19 protein-coding genes are annotated in these 21,306 nt (G+C 58.7%); all 19 read left to right on the top strand.

Translation table 11 applies throughout. The features are described 5' to 3' along the window. The first annotated feature begins 10 nt into the window (after positions 1-10). Positions 11-2,236 (top strand): NADP-dependent isocitrate dehydrogenase, encoded by a 2,226-nt coding sequence (locus AD669_RS16325; RefSeq protein WP_053121607.1) that lies wholly within the window; start codon positions 11-13, stop codon positions 2,234-2,236. A 43-nt stretch (positions 2,237-2,279) separates the two neighbouring features. Continuing rightward, on the top strand, positions 2,280-2,363 hold the full coding sequence (locus AD669_RS29020; RefSeq protein ID WP_371262380.1) for a hypothetical protein: 84 nt from the start codon (positions 2,280-2,282) through the stop codon (positions 2,361-2,363). 71 nt (positions 2,364-2,434) lie between these two features. Continuing rightward, complete coding sequence (locus AD669_RS16330; RefSeq protein WP_053121609.1) at positions 2,435-2,881, top strand: NUDIX hydrolase; 447 nt, start codon at positions 2,435-2,437, stop codon at positions 2,879-2,881. Between the two features lie 59 nt (positions 2,882-2,940). Next, positions 2,941-4,065, top strand: coding sequence for a tRNA 2-thiouridine(34) synthase MnmA (gene mnmA, locus AD669_RS16335; protein ID WP_053121611.1), 1,125 nt, complete (start codon positions 2,941-2,943; stop codon positions 4,063-4,065). After that, positions 4,062-4,685, top strand: a complete 624-nt coding sequence (hflD, locus tag AD669_RS16340; protein ID WP_053121613.1) for a high frequency lysogenization protein HflD — start codon at positions 4,062-4,064, stop codon at positions 4,683-4,685. The genes mnmA and hflD overlap by 4 nt, the downstream gene beginning before the upstream one ends. 126 nt (positions 4,686-4,811) lie before the next feature. After that, complete coding sequence (purB, locus tag AD669_RS16345; RefSeq protein ID WP_008082884.1) at positions 4,812-6,182, top strand: adenylosuccinate lyase; 1,371 nt, start codon at positions 4,812-4,814, stop codon at positions 6,180-6,182. Positions 6,183-6,268: 86 nt separating this feature from the next. Further along, positions 6,269-7,438, top strand: a complete 1,170-nt coding sequence (locus AD669_RS16350; RefSeq protein ID WP_053121616.1) for a cupin domain-containing protein — start codon at positions 6,269-6,271, stop codon at positions 7,436-7,438. After that, positions 7,431-7,856 (top strand): GNAT family N-acetyltransferase, encoded by a 426-nt coding sequence (locus AD669_RS16355; protein ID WP_053121618.1) that lies wholly within the window; start codon positions 7,431-7,433, stop codon positions 7,854-7,856. Before AD669_RS16350 ends, AD669_RS16355 begins: the two co-directional genes overlap by 8 nt. A gap of 370 nt (positions 7,857-8,226) precedes the next feature. Continuing rightward, positions 8,227-8,988, top strand: a complete 762-nt coding sequence (locus tag AD669_RS16360; RefSeq protein ID WP_053121620.1) for a secretin N-terminal domain-containing protein — start codon at positions 8,227-8,229, stop codon at positions 8,986-8,988. 474 nt (positions 8,989-9,462) lie between these two features. Beyond that, entirely contained in the window at positions 9,463-10,788 is a 1,326-nt protein-coding gene (aceA, locus tag AD669_RS16365) for an isocitrate lyase (RefSeq protein ID WP_053121621.1), read from the top strand. A gap of 494 nt (positions 10,789-11,282) precedes the next feature. Continuing rightward, positions 11,283-11,648: a DUF6124 family protein gene (locus AD669_RS16370; RefSeq protein ID WP_053121622.1), complete on the top strand. Its 366-nt coding sequence runs from the start codon at positions 11,283-11,285 to the stop codon at positions 11,646-11,648. A gap of 136 nt (positions 11,649-11,784) precedes the next feature. Continuing rightward, positions 11,785-12,144: a DUF6124 family protein gene (locus tag AD669_RS16375; RefSeq protein WP_053121623.1), complete on the top strand. Its 360-nt coding sequence runs from the start codon at positions 11,785-11,787 to the stop codon at positions 12,142-12,144. A 550-nt stretch (positions 12,145-12,694) separates the two neighbouring features. Continuing rightward, positions 12,695-14,119 (top strand): amino acid permease, encoded by a 1,425-nt coding sequence (locus AD669_RS16380; protein ID WP_053121624.1) that lies wholly within the window; start codon positions 12,695-12,697, stop codon positions 14,117-14,119. A 139-nt stretch (positions 14,120-14,258) separates the two neighbouring features. Beyond that, on the top strand, positions 14,259-14,795 hold the full coding sequence (locus AD669_RS16385) for a 2,4'-dihydroxyacetophenone dioxygenase family protein (RefSeq protein ID WP_053121625.1): 537 nt from the start codon (positions 14,259-14,261) through the stop codon (positions 14,793-14,795). Positions 14,796-14,837: 42 nt separating this feature from the next. Beyond that, positions 14,838-15,749, top strand: a complete 912-nt coding sequence (locus AD669_RS16390; protein WP_053121626.1) for a LysR family transcriptional regulator — start codon at positions 14,838-14,840, stop codon at positions 15,747-15,749. Between the two features lie 32 nt (positions 15,750-15,781). After that, on the top strand, positions 15,782-17,023 hold the full coding sequence (locus AD669_RS16395) for an aspartate aminotransferase family protein (protein WP_053121627.1): 1,242 nt from the start codon (positions 15,782-15,784) through the stop codon (positions 17,021-17,023). A 1,324-nt stretch (positions 17,024-18,347) separates the two neighbouring features. Further along, complete coding sequence (locus AD669_RS16400) at positions 18,348-18,761, top strand: NADH-quinone oxidoreductase subunit A (RefSeq protein WP_003223812.1); 414 nt, start codon at positions 18,348-18,350, stop codon at positions 18,759-18,761. Positions 18,762-18,771: 10 nt separating this feature from the next. Further along, on the top strand, positions 18,772-19,446 hold the full coding sequence (locus AD669_RS16405; RefSeq protein WP_053121628.1) for an NADH-quinone oxidoreductase subunit B family protein: 675 nt from the start codon (positions 18,772-18,774) through the stop codon (positions 19,444-19,446). A 73-nt stretch (positions 19,447-19,519) separates the two neighbouring features. Continuing rightward, on the top strand, positions 19,520-21,304 hold the full coding sequence (gene nuoC / locus AD669_RS16410; protein WP_053121630.1) for an NADH-quinone oxidoreductase subunit C/D: 1,785 nt from the start codon (positions 19,520-19,522) through the stop codon (positions 21,302-21,304). Positions 21,305-21,306 lie beyond the last annotated feature (2 nt).

Consider the following 21,306-nt stretch of genomic DNA (forward strand, 5'->3'; position numbering starts at 1 on the left):
TAATCCGAATATGCCCACCCGCTCGAAGATCATCTATACCTTCACCGACGAAGCTCCAGCCCTCGCCACCTATTCCCTGCTGCCGATCATCGAGGCCTACACCGCTTCGGCCGATATCGCCGTGGAAACCCGCGATATCTCTCTTGCAGCACGTATTCTGGCCAGCTTCCCCGAGCAACTGGGTGACAAAGCCGTAGCCGACCACCTCGCCGAACTGGGCGACCTGGCCGTTACGCCTGAAGCCAACATCATCAAGCTGCCGAACATCAGCGCTTCGGTGCCTCAGCTGCAAGCCGCGATCAAAGAGCTGCAAGCGCAGGGTTACAACCTGCCGGACTACCCGGAAACCGTGACCAGCGACGCCGACAAAGACGCCAAGGCGCGTTACGACAAGGTCAAGGGCAGCGCCGTGAACCCGGTTCTGCGTGAAGGCAACTCCGACCGTCGCGCTCCGCTGTCGGTTAAAAACTATGCGCGCAAGCACCCGCACAAAATGGGCGCCTGGGCCAAAGACTCCAAGTCCCACGTCGCTCACATGAGCACCGGCGATTTCTACGGCAGCGAAAAAGCTGCCCTGATCGACGCCGCTGACGCCGTGAAGATCGAGCTGATCGCCAAAGACGGCACCGCGACCGTTCTGAAAGAAAAAACCACCGTTCAGGCTGGCGAGATCCTCGACTGCGCCGTGATGAGCAAAAACGCTCTGCGTGCGTTCATCGCTGCTGAAATCGAAAGCGCCAAGGCCCAAGGCGTGCTGCTGTCGGTTCACCTGAAAGCAACCATGATGAAGGTCTCCGACCCGATCATGTTCGGTCAGATCGTTGCCGAGTTCTATAAAGACGCGCTGACCAAGCACGCTGCCGTGCTGGCCGAGATCGGCTTCAACCTGAACAACGGCATCGGCGATCTGTACGCGCGCATCAAAGCCCTGCCGGCTGAGCAGCAAGCGCAGATCGAAGCCGACATGGCCGCCGTGTACGCCGCTCGTCCGTCGCTGGCGATGGTCAACTCCGACAAAGGCATCACCAACCTGCACGTGCCGAGCGACGTTATCGTCGACGCCTCGATGCCAGCGATGATCCGTGACTCCGGCAAAATGTGGGGCACTGACGGTCAACTGCACGACACCAAGGCTGTGATTCCGGATCGTTGCTACGCGACCATCTACCAGGCTGTGATCGAAGATTGCAAAGCCAATGGCGCTTTCGATCCGACCACCATGGGCAGCGTGCCAAACGTGGGTCTGATGGCGAAGAAAGCCGAAGAGTACGGCTCGCACGACAAGACCTTCCAGATCAAAGCTGACGGCGTGGTTCGCGTGACCGACAGCAAAGGCACCCTGCTGATGGAACAGGCTGTTGAAGCCGGCGACATCTTCCGCATGTGCCAGACCAAAGACGCGCCGATCCAGGACTGGGTCAAACTGGCCGTCAACCGTGCTCGCGCCAGCAGCACGCCAGCAATCTTCTGGCTCGACCCAATGCGCGCTCACGACGGCGTAGTGATCGAGAAAGTTCAGGCGTACCTGAAGGATCACGACACGGCCGGTCTGGACATCCAGATCATGGCGCCGGTCGACGCGATGAAGTTCACCCTGCAGCGCACCCGCGAAGGCAAGGACACCATCTCGGTCACCGGCAACGTACTGCGCGACTACCTGACTGACCTGTTCCCGATCATGGAACTGGGCACCAGCGCCAAGATGCTGTCGATCGTGCCGCTGATGAACGGCGGTGGCCTGTTCGAAACCGGCGCTGGCGGTTCGGCACCGAAGCACGTGCAGCAACTGGTTGAAGAGAACTTCCTGCGCTGGGATTCGCTGGGCGAGTTCCTCGCACTGGCAGCGTCCCTTGAGCATCTGGGCGTGAACTACAACAACCCGAAAGCGCTGGTGCTGTCGAAAACCCTGGATCAGGCCACTGGCCAATTCCTCGACAACAACAAGTCGCCATCGCGCAAAGTCGGCAACATCGACAACCGCGGCAGCCACTTCTACCTGGCGATGTACTGGGCTCAGGCCCTGGCCGCCCAGACTGAAGACGCGGCACTGCAAGCGCAGTTCGCGACGCTGGCAAAAACCCTGACCGAGAACGAAGCAACCATCGTTGCCGAGCTCAACGCCGTTCAGGGCAAGCCAGTCGACATCGGCGGTTACTACCACGCCAATGCCGAGCTGATCAGCAAGGCCATGCGCCCAAGCGCAACCCTCAACGCGGCGATTGCTGCGCTGGTTTAAGGTTGTAGCGCGGTAAACAAACCCCGGCCTGGTGCCGGGGTTTGTGTTTCCGAATACAACACAAATCCCTTGTAGGAGTGAGCCTGCTCGCGATAGCGGTATACCATTCAACAATTATGGTGACTGACAATGCGCTATCGCGAGCAGGCTCACTCCTACATTGGATTGCATTTCAACCCCAGACTTGAGGAAGGTTTTATGGAATGGCTCCCCCACATCACCGTCGCCACCATCGTCGAGGACAACGGTCGCTTCCTGATGGTTGAAGAACACAAAGCCGGGCGCAATGTGCTCAACCAGCCCGCCGGTCATCTCGATCCGGACGAAACCCTGATCGACGCCGCCATCCGCGAAACCCTTGAAGAAACCGGCTGGGACGTCGAGCCCACCGGCGTCATCGGCATTTACCTCTACACCGCCCCGAGCAACGGCGTGACCTATCAGCGCGTGTGCTTCAGCGCCAAAGCGGTGAAACATCACCCGGATTACCAATTGGACGACGGCATCGTCGGCGCCAAGTGGCTGACCCGCGACGAATTAATCGCCCAGCGCGACAACTGGCGCAGTGAGCTGATCATCCGTTGCATCGACGATTATCTGGCCGGGCATCACTTCAGCCTCGAACTGATCCGCCCTTCTCTTTAGCCTTGAGGCCGCGAGCCTGCTAGAATCGCGTCCTTTTTCAAGACACTCATTGAATCCCTATGCGTGATCCAGCCCCTTCTGACACATCCAAGAAGCGCGTCATTGTCGGCATGTCCGGCGGCGTGGACTCTTCCGTTTCCGCTCTCCTGCTGATCGAGCAGGGCTATGAAGTGGAAGGCCTGTTCATGAAGAACTGGGAAGAAGACGACGGAACGGAATACTGCACCGCCATGGACGACTTGGCGGATGCCCAGGCTGTCTGCGACAAAATCGGTATCAAACTGCACACCGCCAACTTCGCTGCGGAATACTGGGACAACGTGTTCGAGCACTTCCTGGCCGAATACAAGGCCGGGCGCACGCCGAACCCGGACATCCTGTGTAACCGCGAGATCAAGTTCAAGGCGTTCCTCGACTACGCCATGATGCTCGGCGCCGACCTGATCGCCACCGGCCACTACGTCCGCCGCCGCGACATCGATGGCCGCACCGAACTGCTCAAAGGCCTCGATCCGAACAAGGATCAGAGCTACTTCCTGCACGCCGTTGGCGGCGAACAGATCGCCAAGACCCTGTTCCCGGTCGGCGAACTGGAAAAGCCGGAAGTCCGTGCAATTGCCGAGAAATACGAGCTGGCGACTGCCAAGAAGAAGGATTCCACTGGGATCTGCTTCATCGGCGAGCGTCGCTTCAGCGACTTCCTCAAGCAATACCTGCCGGCGCAACCGGGCGAAATCAAAACCACCGAAGGCGAAGTCATCGGCCGTCACCACGGCTTGATGTACCACACCATCGGTCAACGTCAGGGCCTCGGCATCGGCGGGTTGAAAGACGCCGGCGACGAGCCGTGGTACGTGCTGCGCAAGGATCTCGACAGCAACGAGCTGATCGTCGGCCAGGGCAACAACCACCCGTGGCTGTTCTCCAGCGCCCTGCTCGCTTCGGAAATCTATTGGGTCAACCCGATCGACCTGAGCCAGCCGCTGCGCCTGACCGCCAAAGTGCGTTATCGCCAGAGCGATCAGGCCTGCACCCTGGAAAAAACCGCCGGCGGCTACCGCGCTGTGTTCGACGAGCCGCAACGCGCGGTGACGCCGGGCCAGTCCGTGGTGTTCTATGACGGTGAAATCTGCCTCGGCGGCGGCGTGATCGAAGTGGCCGAGCCGTGGAGCGGCCAGGCATGAGCCCGACTCAGGAGCAACTGACGGCGCTGGGCGGCGTGTTTCTCGCCGCCGTGCTGGTCGACCGGATCGCCAAAAGCGGGCAGACCAGCGAAGCCGGCCTGACGTGCATGCTCGGCAGCCTGTTGGTGCGCGACCCGAAAGACACGCTGGACGTGTATGGCGGCGATGACCTCAATCTGCGCGAAGGCTATCGGGCGCTGATCGGCGCCCTCGAACGCGACCCGAGCACCTTGCAGCGCGAGCCATTGCGTTATGCCCTGTCGATGCTTGGCCTGGAACGCCAACTGGCGAAACGCGGCGACATGCTCGATGTGATCGGCAAACGTCTGCCGCAGATTCAGTCGCAGGTCGAACATTTCGGCCCGGCCCATGAAAACGTGATTGCCGCCTGCGGTGCGCTGTATCAGGACACCCTGAGCACCCTGCGCCAACGGATTCAGGTACACGGCGACATGCGCAACCTGCAACAGCCGAGCAACGCCTCGAAGATTCGCGCCCTGCTGCTCGCCGGTATCCGTTCGGCGCGCTTGTGGCGGCAGCTCGGCGGCCATCGCTGGCAGTTGGTGATCAGCCGGCGCAAGCTGCTCAAAGAGCTGTATCCATTGATGCGCAGCGAGTAAACGCTACGCAATAAACGCTTTGTAGTCTGTAACGCGTAATACGCCGGTCAGTTGGCAACGGACCGGCGGATTTTTTCATGTATGATACGCGCCCCATTTCGTTGCCCGACTGTCCGAGAACACCCCATGCAGCTTTCTTCGCTCACTGCGGTTTCCCCTGTTGACGGCCGCTACGCCGGCAAAACCCAGGCCCTGCGCCCGATTTTCAGCGAGTACGGTTTGATCCGTGCCCGAGTTCTGGTTGAAGTGCGCTGGCTCCAGCGCCTGGCCGCCCACGCTGGTATCCCAGAAGTGCCAGCCTTCTCCGCCGAGGCCAACGCCGTTCTCAATGAACTGGCTGAAAACTTCTCGCTGGAGCACGCCGAGCGCGTCAAAGAGATCGAGCGCACCACCAACCACGACGTCAAAGCGATCGAATACCTGCTCAAAGAGCAGGCGGCCAAGCTGCCGGAACTGGCCAAGGTCAGCGAGTTCATCCACTTTGCCTGCACCAGCGAAGACATCAACAACCTGTCCCACGCCCTGATGCTGCGCGAAGGCCGTGACGACGTGATGCTGCCGCTGATGCGCCAGACTGCCGAAGCCATCCGCGAACTGGCCATCCGTTTCGCTGACGTGCCGATGCTGTCGCGCACCCACGGTCAACCGGCCTCGCCGACCACTCTGGGTAAAGAGCTGGCGAACGTGGTTTACCGTCTCGAGCGTCAGATTGCTCAGGTCGCTGCCGTGCCGCTGCTGGGCAAGATCAACGGCGCTGTCGGCAACTACAACGCGCACCTGTCGGCCTACCCGCAGATCGACTGGGAAGCCAATGCCCGCGCCTTCATCGAAGACGAGCTGGGTCTGGGTTTCAACCCGTACACCACGCAGATCGAACCGCACGATTACATCGCCGAGCTGTTTGACGCGATCGCGCGCTTCAACACCATCCTGATCGACTTCGACCGTGACATCTGGGGCTACATCTCCCTGGGTTATTTCAAGCAGCGCACCATCGCTGGCGAAATCGGTTCGTCGACCATGCCGCACAAGGTCAACCCGATCGACTTCGAAAACTCCGAAGGCAACCTGGGTATCGCCAACGCACTGTTCCAGCACTTGGCGAGCAAACTGCCGATCTCCCGCTGGCAGCGCGACCTGACCGACTCCACCGTACTGCGTAACCTCGGTGTCGGCTTCGCCCACAGCGTGATCGCGTACGAAGCCAGCCTCAAAGGCATCAGCAAACTCGAGCTGAACGCTCAGAAGATTGCCGCTGACCTCGACGCTTGCTGGGAAGTATTGGCTGAGCCGATCCAGACCGTGATGCGCCGCTACAACATCGAAAACCCGTACGAGAAGCTGAAAGAACTGACCCGCGGCAAGGGCATCAGCCCTGAAGCGCTGCAGACTTTCATCGATGGTCTGGACATGCCAGCCGAAGCGAAAGCCGAGCTCAAGCAACTGACCCCGGCCAACTACATCGGCAACGCTGTAGCGCAAGCCAAACGCATCTGATCGACCGTTTGCCCCGTTTGAGACGCCCGGCCGCGCCGGGCGTTTTTATTCCCGTCTGAAAAGTGCTTTTTTTCAATAGGTTACACATGAATCCTGATATTCCTCTGCAACTTCTGGGTGGCATCACCGCACGCGAATTCCTGCGCGACTACTGGCAGAAAAAACCGCTGCTGATCCGCCAGGCAATCCCTGACTTCGAAAGCCCGATCGACGCCGACGAGCTGGCGGGTCTGGCCCTGGAAGAAGAAGTCGAATCGCGTCTGGTGATCGAGCACGGCGAGCGTCCATGGGAATTGCGTCGCGGCCCGTTCGCTGAAGACGAATTCAGCAAATTGCCGGAAAAAGAGTGGACGCTGCTGGTTCAGGCCGTCGATCAGTTCGTGCCGGAAGTCAGCGAGCTGCTGGAAAACTTCCGCTTCCTGCCGAGCTGGCGCGTCGACGACGTGATGATCAGCTTCGCCGCCCCGGGTGGCAGCGTCGGTCCGCACTTCGACAACTACGACGTGTTCCTGCTGCAAGGTCACGGCAAGCGCAACTGGAAAATTGGCCAGATGTGCGATTCCGAGAGCCCGCTGCTGCAACACGCGGATCTGCGCATCCTCGCTGAATTCCACGAGACCGAAGAGTGGACGCTGGAACCGGGCGACATGCTCTACCTGCCGCCACGTCTGGCTCACTGCGGTGTCGCGGTCGACAACTGCATGACCTACTCGGTCGGTTTCCGCGCGCCGAGCGCCTCTGAAGTGCTGACCCACTTCACCGACTTCCTCAGCCAGTTCCTCACTGACGAAGAGCGCTACACCGACGCCGACGCGCAGCCGGCCGCTGACCCGCATCAGATTCAACACGATGCGCTGGATCGCCTCAAAGCCCTGCTCGCTGAGCACATGAGCGACGAGCGTCTGCTGCTGACCTGGTTCGGCCAGTACATGACCGAGCCGCGCTACCCGGAACTGGTCAGCGGCCCTGACGACGTCGAGGAAGAAGAATTCCTTAACGCTCTGCAAGACGGCGCCGTGCTGATCCGCAATCCGAGCGCGCGTCTGGCGTGGTCGGAAGTCGATGACGACCTGCTGCTGTTCGCCAGCGGCCAGAGCCGCTACCTGCCGGGCAAACTGCGCGAGCTGCTGAAACTGATCTGCGCCGCCGACGCCCTGCACGCCGACAACCTCGGCGAGTGGCTGAACGACGAAGACGGTGCCGGCCTGCTCTGCGAACTGGTCAAGCAAGGCAGCTTGGGGTTCGCTGATGAATAAGATTCGCGTTCGTGTCGCAGACTGGCAGAAGGACATCGCCGAGATCCGGCGCATTCGTGAAACGGTGTTCATTGCCGAGCAATCGGTGCCACCTGAGTTGGAGTGGGACGCGGACGACGCCAGCGCCGTGCATTTCCTGGCGTTTGAAGGCGACTTCCCGATCGGCACTGCGCGCCTGTTGCCTGACGGTCACATCGGCCGCGTGTCGGTGCTGAAAGACTGGCGCGGGATGAAGGTCGGTGATGCGCTGATGCAAGCGGTCATCGCCGAAGCGGAAGCACGCGGTTTGAAAGAGCAAATGCTCAGCGCGCAAGTGCAAGCCACGGCGTTCTATGAGCGCCTGGGCTTCAGCCTGGTCAGCGAGGAATTCCTCGAAGCCGGGATTCCGCACGTCGACATGGTTCGCCATTCGGCCTAACCGTTAGCTGAATGAAACCTTGTGGCGAGGGGATTTATCCCCGATGGGCTGCGCAGCAGACCCAAGATTTTGGGGCCGCTTCGCGCCCCATCGGGGATAAATCCCCTCGCCACAAGAGTAATAAGCAAACGCCCCGGCATCCAACGATGCCGGGGCGTTTTGCTGTCTACGACTCAACTTGCCCCACCCCAGGCCGACAAACTGCAACAACAGCAAACCTGTAGGAGCTGCCGAAGGCTGCGATCTTTTAAGCTTCAGCACAATAAACGCGGCGTCGTTTTGATATCTTGGGCTGAGGAGCAAGTGCCAGATCCAAAGATCGCAGCCTTCGGCAGCTCCTACAGAAATCTATTCAGCGGAGATAACGGACATGTCCCTACGCACCCTGCTCACCACCCTGCTGCTCGGTTGCAGTTTTTCGGTGATGGCAGCCACAGAAATCGTCCCCCTCAAGTACCACACCAGCGCCGATATGTTGCCGGTGGCGCAGGACTTTATCGGTCAGGATGGCCAGGTCAGCGCCTACGGCAACCAGCTCATCGTCAAAGCCGAGCCGGGCAAGATTCAGGAACTCAAGGATCTGCTGTCACAACTCGACACCGCGCCCAAACGCCTGCTGATCACCGTCGACACCAACGAAAACAATGGCCGTGGCGACGAAGGCTATTCAGTCAACGGCGCCCCGCCGAACCAGACCCGCATCATCAGCCGCAGCACCACCAGCCGTAACGGTGGCATTCAGCAAGTGCAGGCCAGCGAGGGCGCACCGGCGCTGATTCAAGTAGGCCAAAGCGTGCCGATCACCAGCAGCCAGAGCAATTCCTACGGCGATTACAGCAGCCAGACCCAGTATCGCAACGTCACTCAAGGGTTCTACGTGACCGCCAGCGTCACCGGCGACACCGTTCACCTGGCGATCAGTACCAACCGTGACCGCATGAGCCAGGAACGTCCCGATGTAGTGAACGTGCAAAGCACTGACACAACCGTCACCGGCCGCCTCGGTGAGTGGATCACCCTCGCCGGCGTCAACAGCCAGACTCAGGCCGACAAACAGGGCCTGACCCGCAGTTACTCTACTCAAGGCCGGGATGACATGACCTTGCGGGTGAAAGTCGACACCTTGGACTAACTCACCGAAAACTGACTGATTAGTCGTATTAGACGAAAGATGTAGTGCTTGAAAAAAAGCACTACAAAACGTTTGACGAGGCAAAAAAGCGAAGGCATGATGGCCTCGCTCCCGCTAATCAGAGGCCCTGGCAAGGGCCTTCGAAGCGATGTTCGCACCTACCCCGCGAACCGCTTCGTGTCTGTACCGCCCACAAGGTGTGTTTGACGAGGTTGCCGACTGGAACGAAGTTGTCCCGAGGGACGGAAGCGTAATTAGGTAACCCGGCTCCACACTGTAGACCGTATAGAGGCCCACGACGCCCGAATGCGCCCGCAGTCCGCCACTACCTGCTCACTTCCCCTCGAGCCCATCGTTCATCCCGTCGCCTACCCCGCCGAATCCGACTTGACCCCCTAAGCTTCTGGTCAGCGAGCGCAGGAATTTTCCACCGCAGAACAACTTTTCATAAAAGACGCGACGAGGTTTATCTCCATGGCACTGACACGCGAACAGCAAATTGCAGCCCTCGAAAAAGACTGGGCTGAAAACCCGCGCTGGAAAGGCGTGACACGCGCTTACTCCGCTGCTGACGTCGTCCGCCTGCGTGGCTCGGTTCAACCTGAGCACACTTTTGCAAAACTGGGCGCCGAGAAGCTGTGGAACCTGGTGACCCAGGGCGCCAAGCCGTCCTTCCGTCCTGAGAAAGATTTCGTCAACTGCATGGGCGCCCTGACCGGCGGCCAGGCTGTGCAACAAGTCAAAGCCGGCATCCAGGCGATCTACCTGTCGGGCTGGCAAGTAGCTGCGGACAACAACTCCGCCGAATCGATGTACCCGGACCAGTCGCTGTACCCGGTGGATTCGGTTCCAACCGTGGTCAAGCGCATCAACAACTCGTTCCGTCGTGCTGACCAGATCCAGTGGAAAGCCGGCAAAGGCCCGGGCGACGAAGGTTACATCGACTACTTCGCGCCGATCGTGGCTGACGCTGAAGCCGGTTTCGGTGGCGTGCTGAACGCTTACGAGCTGATGAAAAGCATGATCGAAGCAGGCGCCGCCGGCGTTCACTTCGAAGACCAACTGGCTTCCGTGAAAAAATGCGGTCACATGGGCGGTAAAGTACTGGTTCCAACTCAGGAAGCCGTACAGAAGCTGACCGCTGCACGTCTGGCTGCTGACGTTGCCGGTACGCCGACCATCATTCTGGCCCGTACCGACGCGAACGCCGCTGACCTGCTGACCTCCGATTGCGACCCGTACGACCAGCCGTTCGTGACTGGCGAGCGCACTCAGGAAGGTTTCTACAAGGTACGTGCCGGTCTGGATCAAGCCATCGCTCGTGGTCTGGCTTACGCGCCATACGCCGACCTGATCTGGTGCGAAACCGCCAAGCCGGATCTGGACGAGGCTCGTCGCTTCGCCGAAGCGATCAAAAAGGAATACCCGGATCAACTGCTGTCGTACAACTGCTCGCCTTCCTTCAACTGGAAGAAAAACCTGGACGACGCGACCATCGCCAAGTTCCAGCGCGAACTGTCCGCCATGGGTTACAAGCACCAGTTCATCACCCTGGCCGGCATTCACAACATGTGGCACAGCATGTTCAACCTGGCGCACGACTACGCCCGCAACGACATGACTGCTTACGTGAAACTGCAAGAGCAGGAATTCGCTGACGCCGCCAAGGGTTACACCTTCGTGGCTCACCAGCAGGAAGTGGGCACCGGCTACTTCGACGACATGACCACCGTGATTCAAGGTGGCACGTCTTCGGTAACCGCACTGACCGGTTCGACTGAAGAAGAACAGTTCCACTGATCTCTTCCGCCTGAGCAAACGGCCTCTGCGGATCGGATAGAAAGCTAACCGCAGAGCCGCAAAACTGACGCCCCGACTGGTTCGGGGCGTTTTTTTTGTCCGGGATTTGGTGGTCTGTTGAGGTGCTTAAACACAAATCCGCATGCGCGTTTAAATTACACAAACCGTTACGCCATAAAGGCTACAACGCCTTGCGCCGTTACCTACGCGCACCTCAGAATCCGCCGGCATACGCTGCTATGGGTCTGGCTCTATCGTTGCTCTGTCACTGAAAAACAGTGATCGGGTTTGGTAGCCCGTTTCTAAGCGTGTGTTGACGCCTGTTGCAGTCCCTTTTTTGGGGACTCGGCTTTTATGGCGGCCATGCGTGGGGCTCCTTCGGGAGCGCCGGGGTTTTACTCCGCTTAGACCGGTCTACCAACTCGCGCCTGGCCGCCACCCTCGTTTGGTAGCGAGAGTGATGGCTCTTCATTTTACTGAGTGGAGTTCCATCTATGTTCAAAGTCACGCCCAACCCACCGGAAACCGATCCGATCCCGTTTGACCCGTCGCTTGAACCTCAAAAGATAAAAGAGGCGACAGACCGGGCCATCAATTTCTACCTCAACCCCGATTCACTGAAACTCTCAATCCCCTCGCGCAAAACCAGCAAGATCTTCCTGATCGACCCCGCCGTGGACGAAGAAACATTACTCGTCGAAGCCTGCGAATCGTTGGCCGCCGCCAACGACATGGCGCGTGAAATTGGCGATGTCGTCGACAACACACAACGCCGATCCCTGTTGATGCTGCATCAGGTAATCATGCTGAGTGAACTCATGGTCAATCGAGTCCTGGACGGCCGACGCCTGCCGCACTAACAAACTCCCCACAATCCCCCTGTAGGAGCTGCCGAAGGCTGCGATCTTTGGATCTGCTTTTGTAAAACCAAGATCAAAAGATCGCAGCCTTCGGCAGCTCCTACATGGCGTCATTTATCCATCGGAGTTTCATTTGATGTCCGAAACCACAAACAATCCGCCGGTCACAGACCCGGCGTCACCCTATGAATCACTCAACTCGAAAAAGCTTCACGCAGCGGCTGAGCGTGCGCTTGATCATTATCTTGCGCCTGAGAAAATCATGGCCACACCGTACAGCCCCAGCACGCTGTTTATGGTTAATCCGCAATCTGACACCGAAACTTTGCTGGCCAATGCTTGCGAATCCCTGGCCTCGGCCACGGTGATGCTGGGGGATTTTGCCGGGATGCTGGAAGGGCCGAATCGCAATACGTTGCTGGGGATTGCGCAGGTGGTGATGTTGGGGGAATTGGCGGTGAACAAGGCGCTGGATAATGTTGTGCCGAGTGCCTGAACCGCTGCCCTCACCCTAACCCTCTCCCAGAGGTAGAGGGGACTAACCGAGGTATCTGGCGTTATACATCGACCTGAAAAATCCAGTCGATTATGGATTCAAAGCGGCACGTTCAAGTCGGCGTATCCCTCCAGCATCCCCCATTCAGTCCCCTCTCCCTCCGGGAGAGGGCTAGGGTGAGGGGCTTTTCAGGCTGACCGCTGATCGCGCAGGCAGATCCGCTCAACAGCATCCACGTGATCTTCAGTAAACGCCTGTAATAGACCAACATCCTTTCCCCTCACCCCAGCCCTCTCCCTCCGGGATAGGGAGCCGACCGAGGTATCTGGCGTTATACATCGACCTGAAAAAACCAGTCGATTATGGATTCGGCAGAGCATCCGCCCTCCATCCCCCCACCAAACCCATACCACCTGTGACGACAGTTCACACCCTCTTTGAACCATTTAGGGCTAATGCCCTCCCCTTTAAGCGCTTAGGGTACGGCCCATCGCCGTGTCGTTGCGGCGTTACAGACAATAATAAAGACGTTCATTCGAGGTACGAGCCGATGCGTGATGACAAAGACAAGGCTAACAACGAGCTAGGGAATGGCTTGAAGGGACGGCAGGTCACGATGATTTCGATCGGCGGCGTGATTGGCGCCGGTCTGTTTGTGGGTTCGAGTAATGCCATTGCCACCGCTGGCCCTGCAGTGTTGGTGTCGTATGTCTGCGCGGCGATCATTGTTGTGCTGGTCATGCAGATGCTCGGCGAAATGGCCACCGCGCGGCCGGATACCGGGTCGTTTTCTTCCTATGCCGATCAGGCGATCGGTCGTTGGGCCGGGTTTTCCATCGGTTGGTTGTACTGGTGGTTTTACGTGTTGGTGATTGCCATCGAAGCGATTGTCGCCGGCAATATTCTGGGCGACTGGTTGGGGATTTCGCATTGGGTGGCGGCGTTCGGCGTCACGTTCGCATTGATCCTGTGTAACAGCCTCAGCGTCGGTTCGTTCGGTACGCTGGAATATTGGTTGTCGCTGTTCAAGGTCGTCTCGATCGTCGGTTTCATCATCCTCGGCGTGCTGGCGATTTTCGGGATTTTGCCGGGTTCCTCGACCAGCGGGATTTCCAATCTGTACGCCAATGGCGGTTTTGCTCCCAACGGTAATGTGGCGATTGTCGCCGGTCTGCTGACAGCGATGTTCAGTTTCCAGGGCAGCGAAGTGGTGACCATTGCCGCCGCTGAATCCAAGGATCCGAAAGCCAATATCAAAAAAGCCATTCGTGCCGTGGTCTGGCGTCTGGGCTTGTTCTATCTCGGCTCGATGTTTGTGGTGGTGTGCCTCATTCCGTGGAACGCGCCGGATCTGGCGCAGGGCTCTTACCAGGCTGTGCTGAGCGCGATGAACATTCCGTGGGCGCCACAGATCATGGGCATTGTTGTGCTGGTGGCGGTCACCAGTTGCCTGAACTCGGCGATCTACACCGCTTCGCGCATGGCCTACTCGCTGGCCCGTCGCGGCGACGCACCGAAGGCGGTGTCGCACACCACCCGTCATGGCGTGCCGCTGTTGGCCGTCGCACTGACTTCGGTCGCGGCGCTGACGGCACTGACCGCCAACTATCTGCTGCCCAAGCAAGTGTTCCAGTTTCTGCTGGCCACCAGCGGCGCATTGGCCTTGCTGATGTACCTGGTGATCGCCGTCACGCAACTGTGCATGCGCCGCAAATTGGTCGCCCAAGGCAAAAAACTCGAAGTGCGCATGTGGATGTTTCCGTATCTGACGATCCTCACGATCGTGTTCATCCTTGGCGTGTTCGCGATCATGGCAGCCTTCCCCGGTCAGCGTGCGGAATTGCTCTCGACCCTCGGCCTGACTGCGGTGCTGGTGATCATCGGCGCGTATTTGCAGAAGTCGCAGCCCGAGCTGTCGGCACGACGCAGCGCCATGGCGCCAGTTGAAACCGCCACCCCGCAAGTATTGGCCTGAAAACCGGCCGCCGCTGTGACTGAGCGTCACAGCGAGTGTGCCGGCGACCTACTTTTTCACGGCTGATCGCCACCCTACTCTGCTTGAAACCCCGGCCATCAACCGGCCGGGGGTTATCAAAACTTACAAGGAAAGCCTCATGAGTATTGCGCCTAAACCTGATGAACTGGCCATCCCGTATCAACTGCCGCAAGTGCCGTACATGGCGCCCGACATGGTGCACCCCGGCGTACTCGGCCAATGGCTGGAAGACGATCAACTGTGGGTGCCAGTGACCGATTCGGTGTCGTTCAAACCGGTGTTGCTCAGCGTGTCCGGTGGCTATTACATCAACCTGCTGCGCGTGCGCAAAAGCGGCGTGCTCTCGCGTCATCGTCATACCGGCGGCGTGCACGCGATGGTGCTTAAAGGTCGCTGGTACTATCTGGAGCATGACTGGGTCGCCGAGGAAGGTTCGTTCGCGTTCGAGCCACCGGGCGAGACGCACACCCTGTTCGTGCCGGAAGATGTCGAAGAGATGATCACCTGGTTCCACGTGCAAGGCGGCTACACCTACGTTGACCCGCAGGGTGTAGCGGTCGGCTACGAAGACGTTTTCACCAAACTGGAAACCGCTCGCGCGCATTACAAAAAGCTCGGGCTGCCAGACGATTACATCGAACAGTTCATTCGCTGATCGACGCCGTGGCAGGCGTCGGATCGACACGGGAGGCAAGTCTTGGATAACTACTCGCAGCTGCTGGCGTTTCTTTGGGCCACGGAGCACGGTAACTTTTCAGCGGCCTCTCGCGCCCACGGTCTGACGCCGTCGGCCATCAGCAAGCTGATCTCGCGTCTGGAAGATCGCTTGCAGGTGCGCCTGTTTCAACGCGGCACGCGCAGTTTGTCGCTGACCGAAGAAGGCGCCGCCTATCTGGTCAGCGCCCGCGCGGTGATCAACGCGATGGCCGAAGCCGACTCACTGGCCGAAGCGTTTCCGACGCGGGTCAGCGGCATGCTGCGGATTCACACGATGTCGACGTTTGCCAAACACCAGATCATTCCGTGGCTGCCGGAGTTTTTGGCGGCCTACCCCGGGTTGACGATTGATATCCAGATCGGCGCGCAATTTTCCGATCAGTTCGATCAAGGGCTGGATCTGGCGATTCACAGCGGCGTGCTGCCGGACTCCACGCGCATCGCCCGCAAGATTGGCCAGAGTCGCTGGATTATCTGCGCCTCCCCGGACTACCTCGCCCGCCACGGAACGCCCGAGCACCCGCAGCAATTGCTCGATCACACCTGTTTCAGCTTCGGCTTCAACAGCGTGTGGAACGACTGGGATTTCCTCATCGATGGCCACCCGACCAGCATCCCGGTGATTCCCAAAGCGACTTTCGCTCAGGGTGATCTGCTGCGCGATCTGGCCCTCAGCGGCGCGGGCATTGTGCGCTTGGCCGAGTTTCATATCGGCCACGACATCCGCGAGGGTCGCTTGATCCCGCTGCTACAGAGCTACAGCCCGGACAGCTTCGAACCGATTTACATGATCTACACCAATCGCAAGCACCTCAGCCCCAGGATCCGCGTGTTCCGCGACTTTCTTGAACAGAAACTCGCGCAGAGTCCGTGGAACACCGAGCGCGGCTGAACGCTCACCTATTAATAAGCACAGAGGCTTCTATGCGTAACCTGATTGGCGATGTTTCCAGCGCCGCGCGCATCCTTCCGGAACTCAATGGCGAAACCCTGTTTATCCGCAACGGCAAGGATGCCTATGTGTATGACGATCAAGGTCGTCGCTACATCGACACCGCGCTTGGCTTTGGCGCGGTGCTGTTGGGGCACGCCAATAATCGCGTCAACGAACAGGTGGCGGCGGCGTTGGCCGATTCTGCCGCGCCATCGTGGGCGCATGTTCGTGAACACGCGGCGGCCTCGGCACTGGCGGCGCACACCGGCGCGCTGAGCAAAGTGATTTTCACCAACTCCGGCAGTGAAGCGGTGCACCTCGCCTGCCGCGCGGCTCGCGCTTATACCGGGCGCGGGCGTATCGCGAAAATGGCCGCGGGTTTCGACGGTTGGTTTGATGACGTCAGCTTTGGCAATGTGTCGTCCAATGAGGCGAATTTCGCTGACGGTCAGCGACCTTCTACGCCGCGCACTACGTTGCTGCGCTTCAATGACTTTGCTGATGTTGAGCGGTTGTTTGCTGAGGACTCGGACATTGCGGCGGTGATTCTTGAGCCGATGCTCGCTAATGCGGGATGCATCATGCCGGCGCCGGGGTATTTGCTGCATGTGCAGGAAGTCGCGCATCGGCATGGGGCGCTGGTGATTTGTGATGAAGTGTTGATGGGGTTTCGTTTGTTCGCCGGGCTCGCGGGTTTGCAGGCGGGGCTGGAACCGGACATCGCCAGTGTCGGCAAGGCGATTGGCAATGGTGTGCCAGTGTCGGCGATTGTTGGCAAGCCGCATATTTTGGCGGGGTTTGAGGAAGGTCGGGTGTTACGTGGCGGTACGTTCAGCGGCAACCCGATGGCCTGTGCGGCGGTGATCAGCACCTTGGCGCAACTGGATGATGCGGATTATCAGCGTTTGATTGCGCGGGGTGAGGCGCTGCGCGTTTCGGTGGAGGCCTCGTTCAAGGCGCATGGGATGACGGTGAGCACCAGCGGTTACGGCAATGTGTTCGGGATCTGGCCTTCGGCGCAGGCGCCAACGAATTATGCCGAGGCGCTGGAATGTGGCGATACGGAGTTTAGTAAGGCGCTGCATTTGGCGTTGCGCGAGGCTGGGGTGTTGGTGATGCCTTCGCCTTATGGGCGGGTTTATTTGTCGTTTGCGCATGATGATGAGGTGGTTGAGGAAATGAAGGCTGCTTTTGAGGTCGCGGCTTCGAAGCTGGCTGGGCGGTTTGGCTGAGAGGATTGGAGGGGACAGGCCTGGCGTGCAAGGCGTCGGGGCTGGTGGTGGTTGATTTACCGCTTTCGCGAGCAAGCTCGCTCCCACAGGGGTTCTCGGTAGTACACAAAACCCCAGGCACACCACAAATCATTGTAGGAGCTGAGCTTGCTCGCGAAGGCGGTGTGTCAGGCGATAAATGGGTTGGCTGATCTGGCGCTTTCGCGAGCAAGCTTTGCTCCTACGGGTTCTCGGTAGTACACAAAACCTCGGGCGCACCACAAATCATTGTAGGAGCTGAGCTTGCTCGCGAAGGCGGTGTGTCAGGCAATAAATGGGTTGGCTGATCTGGCGCTTTCGCGAGCAAGCTTTGCTCCTACGGGGTTCTCTGTCGTACACAAAACCTCGGGCACACCACGAATCATTGTAGGAGCTGAGCTTGCTCGCGAAAGCGGGGTGTCAGGCGATAAATGGGTTGGCTGATCTGGCGCTTTCGCGAGCAAGCTTTGCTCCTACGGGTTCTCGGTAGTACACAAAACCTCGGACACACCACAAATCATTGTAGGAGCTGAGCTTGCTCGCGAAGGCGGTGTGTCAGGCAATAGATGTGTTGGCTGATCTGGCGCTTTCGCGAGCAAGCTTTGCTCCTACGGGTTCTCGGTAGTACACAAAACCCCAGGCACACCACAAATCATTGTAGGAGCTGAGCTTGCTCGCGAAGGCGGTGTGTCAGGCAATAGATGTGTTGGCTGATCTGGCGCTTTCGCGAGCAAGCTTTGCTCCTACGGGGTTCTCTTTTGTACACAAAACCCCGGACTCACCACAAATCATCGTAGGAGCTGAGCTTGCTCGCGAAGGCGGCGTGTCAGGCGATAAATGGGTTGGCTGATCTGGCGCTTTCGCGAGCAGGCTCGCTTCCACAGGGATCTGCGGTGCTCGGACAAAACATTGATCCAGAGCGGTAGCGGCGTAGGAAAAATCGTGTAAAACGGGCGCCGTCGCTACTTGCAGTAACGTGCAAGTAAGACAACTTCCCAATACCTCACCCGTTAAACAGTTACAAAACCGCGCCAAACAATATTGATTATCATTTAGCAGCAACTATGTTCGTTACATTTCAAACAAAACATATTTCCCGCAAAACCGGCTAATGCCCGCAACGCATGGGCTGGCGGGGCTTGGAGGTGCGCTATGTCCTTATTCCAATAAATAATTTCGCTATAGGAATTTTACTTGCCGGGTGTTTAGCCATAAAATCAGCGCGATTGATTGCTGCGACATATCGTCACTGCCTTATTTCTTTATCAAGCTCAGAGACCTTTGCTCTCTGTTAAGGATTACCAGCATGCCCGAAGCGACAGGACTCATGGCCCACAACTGGGGCTTTGCCATTTTCCTTCTGGGTGTCGTCGGCCTGTGTGCCTTCATGCTCGGTGTCTCCAGCCTCCTTGGGTCAAAAGCCTGGGGCCGCAGCAAAAACGAACCGTTCGAGTCGGGCATGCTACCTACCGGTGGCGCCCGCTTGCGGCTCTCAGCCAAATTCTATCTGGTCGCGATGCTTTTCGTGATCTTCGATATCGAAGCCCTCTTTCTCTTTGCATGGTCTGTGTCCGTCCGCGAAAGCGGCTGGACCGGATTCGTCGAAGCTCTCGTTTTCATAGCAATTCTGTTGGCAGGTCTTGTCTACCTGTTCCGAGTGGGCGCCCTTGACTGGGCTCCGGAAGCTCGTCGCAAGCGGCAGGCGAAGCTGAAACAATGAGGCTTTGGCAATGCAATACAATCTCACCAGGATCGACCCCGATGCTCCTAACGAGCAATATCCGATTGGCGAACGGGAAACCGTTTCCGATCCGTTAGAAGATCAAGTCCACAAAAACATTTTCATGGGCAAGCTGGAAGACGTGCTGAGTGGCGCGGTCAACTGGGGACGTAAGAACTCCCTGTGGCCGTACAACTTCGGCTTGTCGTGCTGCTACGTGGAAATGACCACCGCCTTCACGGCGCCCCACGACATCGCGCGCTTTGGCGCCGAGGTTATCCGGGCATCGCCGCGTCAGGCCGACTTCATGGTTATCGCCGGTACCTGCTTCATCAAGATGGCGCCGATCATCCAGCGTCTCTACGAGCAGATGCTTGAGCCGAAATGGGTGATCTCCATGGGTTCGTGCGCTAACTCCGGTGGCATGTACGACATCTACTCTGTGGTTCAAGGGGTGGACAAGTTCCTGCCCGTGGACGTCTACGTACCTGGCTGCCCTCCTCGTCCGGAAGCATTTCTGCAAGGCTTGATGCTGTTGCAGGAATCGATCGGCAAGGAGCGTCGTCCGCTTTCCTGGGTCGTTGGCGATCAAGGCGTTTATCGCGCCGACATGCCTTCGCAGAAGGAACAGCGCCGCGAACAGCGAATCGCAGTCACCAACCTGCGCAGCCCTGACGAAGTCTGATCCAGATCTGTTCTGACAAAGAAACGAGAAGCTGGCTTCATTCTTTACGTTGACCGAAAGCGAAAAAATAACCATGACTACAGGCAGCGCTCTGTACATCCCGCCTTATAAGGCAGACGACCAGGATGTGGTCGTTGAATTGAACAACCGTTTTGGCGCCGAAGCGTTCACCGCTCAGTCGACCCGCACCGGCATGCCGGTGCTGTGGGTGGCGCGCGCCAAACTCGTCGAAGTCCTGACCTTCCTGCGTAACCTGCCCAAGCCGTACGTCATGCTCTATGACCTGCACGGCGTGGACGAGCGTCTGCGCACCAAGCGTCAAGGGCTGCCGAGCGACGCTGAGTTCACCGTGTTCTATCACCTCATGTCGCTGGAGCGTAACAGTGACGTGATGATCAAGGTCGCCTTGTCCGAGAGCGACCTCAGCTTGCCGACCGTTACCGGTATCTGGCCGAACGCCAACTGGTACGAGCGTGAAGTCTGGGACATGTTCGGCATCGATTTCAAAGGTCACCCGCACCTGTCGCGCATCATGATGCCGCCGACCTGGGAAGGTCACCCGCTGCGCAAGGACTTCCCGGCGCGCGCTACCGAATTCGATCCGTTCAGCCTCAACCTCGCCAAGCAACAGCTTGAGGAAGAAGCCGCGCGTTTCCGTCCTGAAGACTGGGGCATGAAGCGTTCCGGGACGAACGAGGACTACATGTTCCTCAACCTCGGCCCGAACCACCCTTCGGCGCACGGTGCGTTCCGCATCATTCTGCAACTGGACGGTGAAGAAATCGTCGACTGTGTGCCGGATGTCGGTTACCACCACCGTGGTGCCGAGAAGATGGCCGAGCGTCAGTCGTGGCACAGTTTCATTCCGTACACCGACCGTATCGATTACCTCGGCGGCGTGATGAACAACCTGCCGTACGTGCTCTCGGTCGAGAAGCTGGCCGGCATCAAAGTGCCTGAGAAGGTCGATGTCATCCGCATCATGATGGCCGAGTTCTTCCGGATCACCAGCCACCTGCTGTTCCTCGGGACTTACATCCAGGACGTCGGCGCCATGACTCCGGTGTTCTTCACCTTCACCGACCGCCAGAAGGCGTACACGGTGATTGAAGCCATTACCGGTTTCCGTCTGCACCCGGCCTGGTACCGCATCGGTGGTGTTGCTCACGACCTGCCGCGCGGCTGGGAAAAACTGGTGAAAGACTTCGTTGAATGGCTGCCAAAACGCCTCGACGAATACACCAAGGCTGCCCTGCAAAACAGCATCCTCAAGGGCCGTACCATCGGCGTCGCTGCCTACAACACCAAAGAAGCCCTGGAATGGGGCGTCACCGGTGCAGGCCTGCGATCGACCGGTTGCGACTTCGACCTGCGTAAAGCGCGTCCATACTCCGGCTACGAGAACTTCGAGTTCGAAGTGCCGCTGGCTGCCAATGGCGATGCCTACGACCGCTGCATGGTTCGCGTTGAAGAGATGCGCCAGAGCATCAAGATCATCGACCAGTGCATGCGCAACATGCCGGAAGGCCCGTACAAGGCGGATCACCCGCTGACCACGCCGCCGCCGAAAGAGCGCACGCTGCAGCACATCGAAACCTTGATCACGCACTTCCTGCAAGTTTCGTGGGGCCCGGTGATGCCGGCCAACGAATCCTTCCAGATGATCGAAGCGACCAAGGGCATCAACAGTTATTACCTGACGAGCGACGGCGGCACCATGAGCTACCGTACCCGGATCCGCACTCCGAGCTTCCCGCATCTGCAACAGATCCCTTCGGTGATCAAAGGCAGCATGGTCGCGGACTTGATTGCGTACCTGGGTAGTATCGACTTCGTTATGGCCGACGTGGACCGCTAAGC

Origin of the sequence: Pseudomonas sp. P1.31 (assembly GCF_001269815.1) — a bacterium.
Classification (GTDB): domain Bacteria; phylum Pseudomonadota; class Gammaproteobacteria; order Pseudomonadales; family Pseudomonadaceae; genus Aquipseudomonas; species Aquipseudomonas rustica.

What these genes read in the sequence shown, in the direction of transcription:
- AD669_RS16380 (WP_053121624.1), top strand. Translation starts at nt 12,695, where the DNA reads ATGCGTGATGACAAAGACAAGGCTAACAACGAGCTAGGGAATGGCTTG.
- AD669_RS16395 (WP_053121627.1), top strand. Translation starts at nt 15,782, where the DNA reads ATGCGTAACCTGATTGGCGATGTTTCCAGCGCCGCGCGCATCCTTCCG.
- AD669_RS16370 (WP_053121622.1), top strand. Translation starts at nt 11,283, where the DNA reads ATGTTCAAAGTCACGCCCAACCCACCGGAAACCGATCCGATCCCGTTT.
- nuoC (WP_053121630.1), top strand. Translation starts at nt 19,520, where the DNA reads ATGACTACAGGCAGCGCTCTGTACATCCCGCCTTATAAGGCAGACGAC.
- AD669_RS16405 (WP_053121628.1), top strand. Translation starts at nt 18,772, where the DNA reads ATGCAATACAATCTCACCAGGATCGACCCCGATGCTCCTAACGAGCAA.
- AD669_RS16360 (WP_053121620.1), top strand. Translation starts at nt 8,227, where the DNA reads ATGTCCCTACGCACCCTGCTCACCACCCTGCTGCTCGGTTGCAGTTTT.
- AD669_RS16330 (WP_053121609.1), top strand. Translation starts at nt 2,435, where the DNA reads ATGGAATGGCTCCCCCACATCACCGTCGCCACCATCGTCGAGGACAAC.
- purB (WP_008082884.1), top strand. Translation starts at nt 4,812, where the DNA reads ATGCAGCTTTCTTCGCTCACTGCGGTTTCCCCTGTTGACGGCCGCTAC.
- AD669_RS16385 (WP_053121625.1), top strand. Translation starts at nt 14,259, where the DNA reads ATGAGTATTGCGCCTAAACCTGATGAACTGGCCATCCCGTATCAACTG.
- AD669_RS16350 (WP_053121616.1), top strand. Translation starts at nt 6,269, where the DNA reads ATGAATCCTGATATTCCTCTGCAACTTCTGGGTGGCATCACCGCACGC.
- AD669_RS16375 (WP_053121623.1), top strand. Translation starts at nt 11,785, where the DNA reads ATGTCCGAAACCACAAACAATCCGCCGGTCACAGACCCGGCGTCACCC.
- AD669_RS16355 (WP_053121618.1), top strand. Translation starts at nt 7,431, where the DNA reads ATGAATAAGATTCGCGTTCGTGTCGCAGACTGGCAGAAGGACATCGCC.
- AD669_RS16325 (WP_053121607.1), top strand. Translation starts at nt 11, where the DNA reads ATGCCCACCCGCTCGAAGATCATCTATACCTTCACCGACGAAGCTCCA.
- aceA (WP_053121621.1), top strand. Translation starts at nt 9,463, where the DNA reads ATGGCACTGACACGCGAACAGCAAATTGCAGCCCTCGAAAAAGACTGG.
- mnmA (WP_053121611.1), top strand. Translation starts at nt 2,941, where the DNA reads ATGCGTGATCCAGCCCCTTCTGACACATCCAAGAAGCGCGTCATTGTC.
- hflD (WP_053121613.1), top strand. Translation starts at nt 4,062, where the DNA reads ATGAGCCCGACTCAGGAGCAACTGACGGCGCTGGGCGGCGTGTTTCTC.
- AD669_RS16400 (WP_003223812.1), top strand. Translation starts at nt 18,348, where the DNA reads ATGCCCGAAGCGACAGGACTCATGGCCCACAACTGGGGCTTTGCCATT.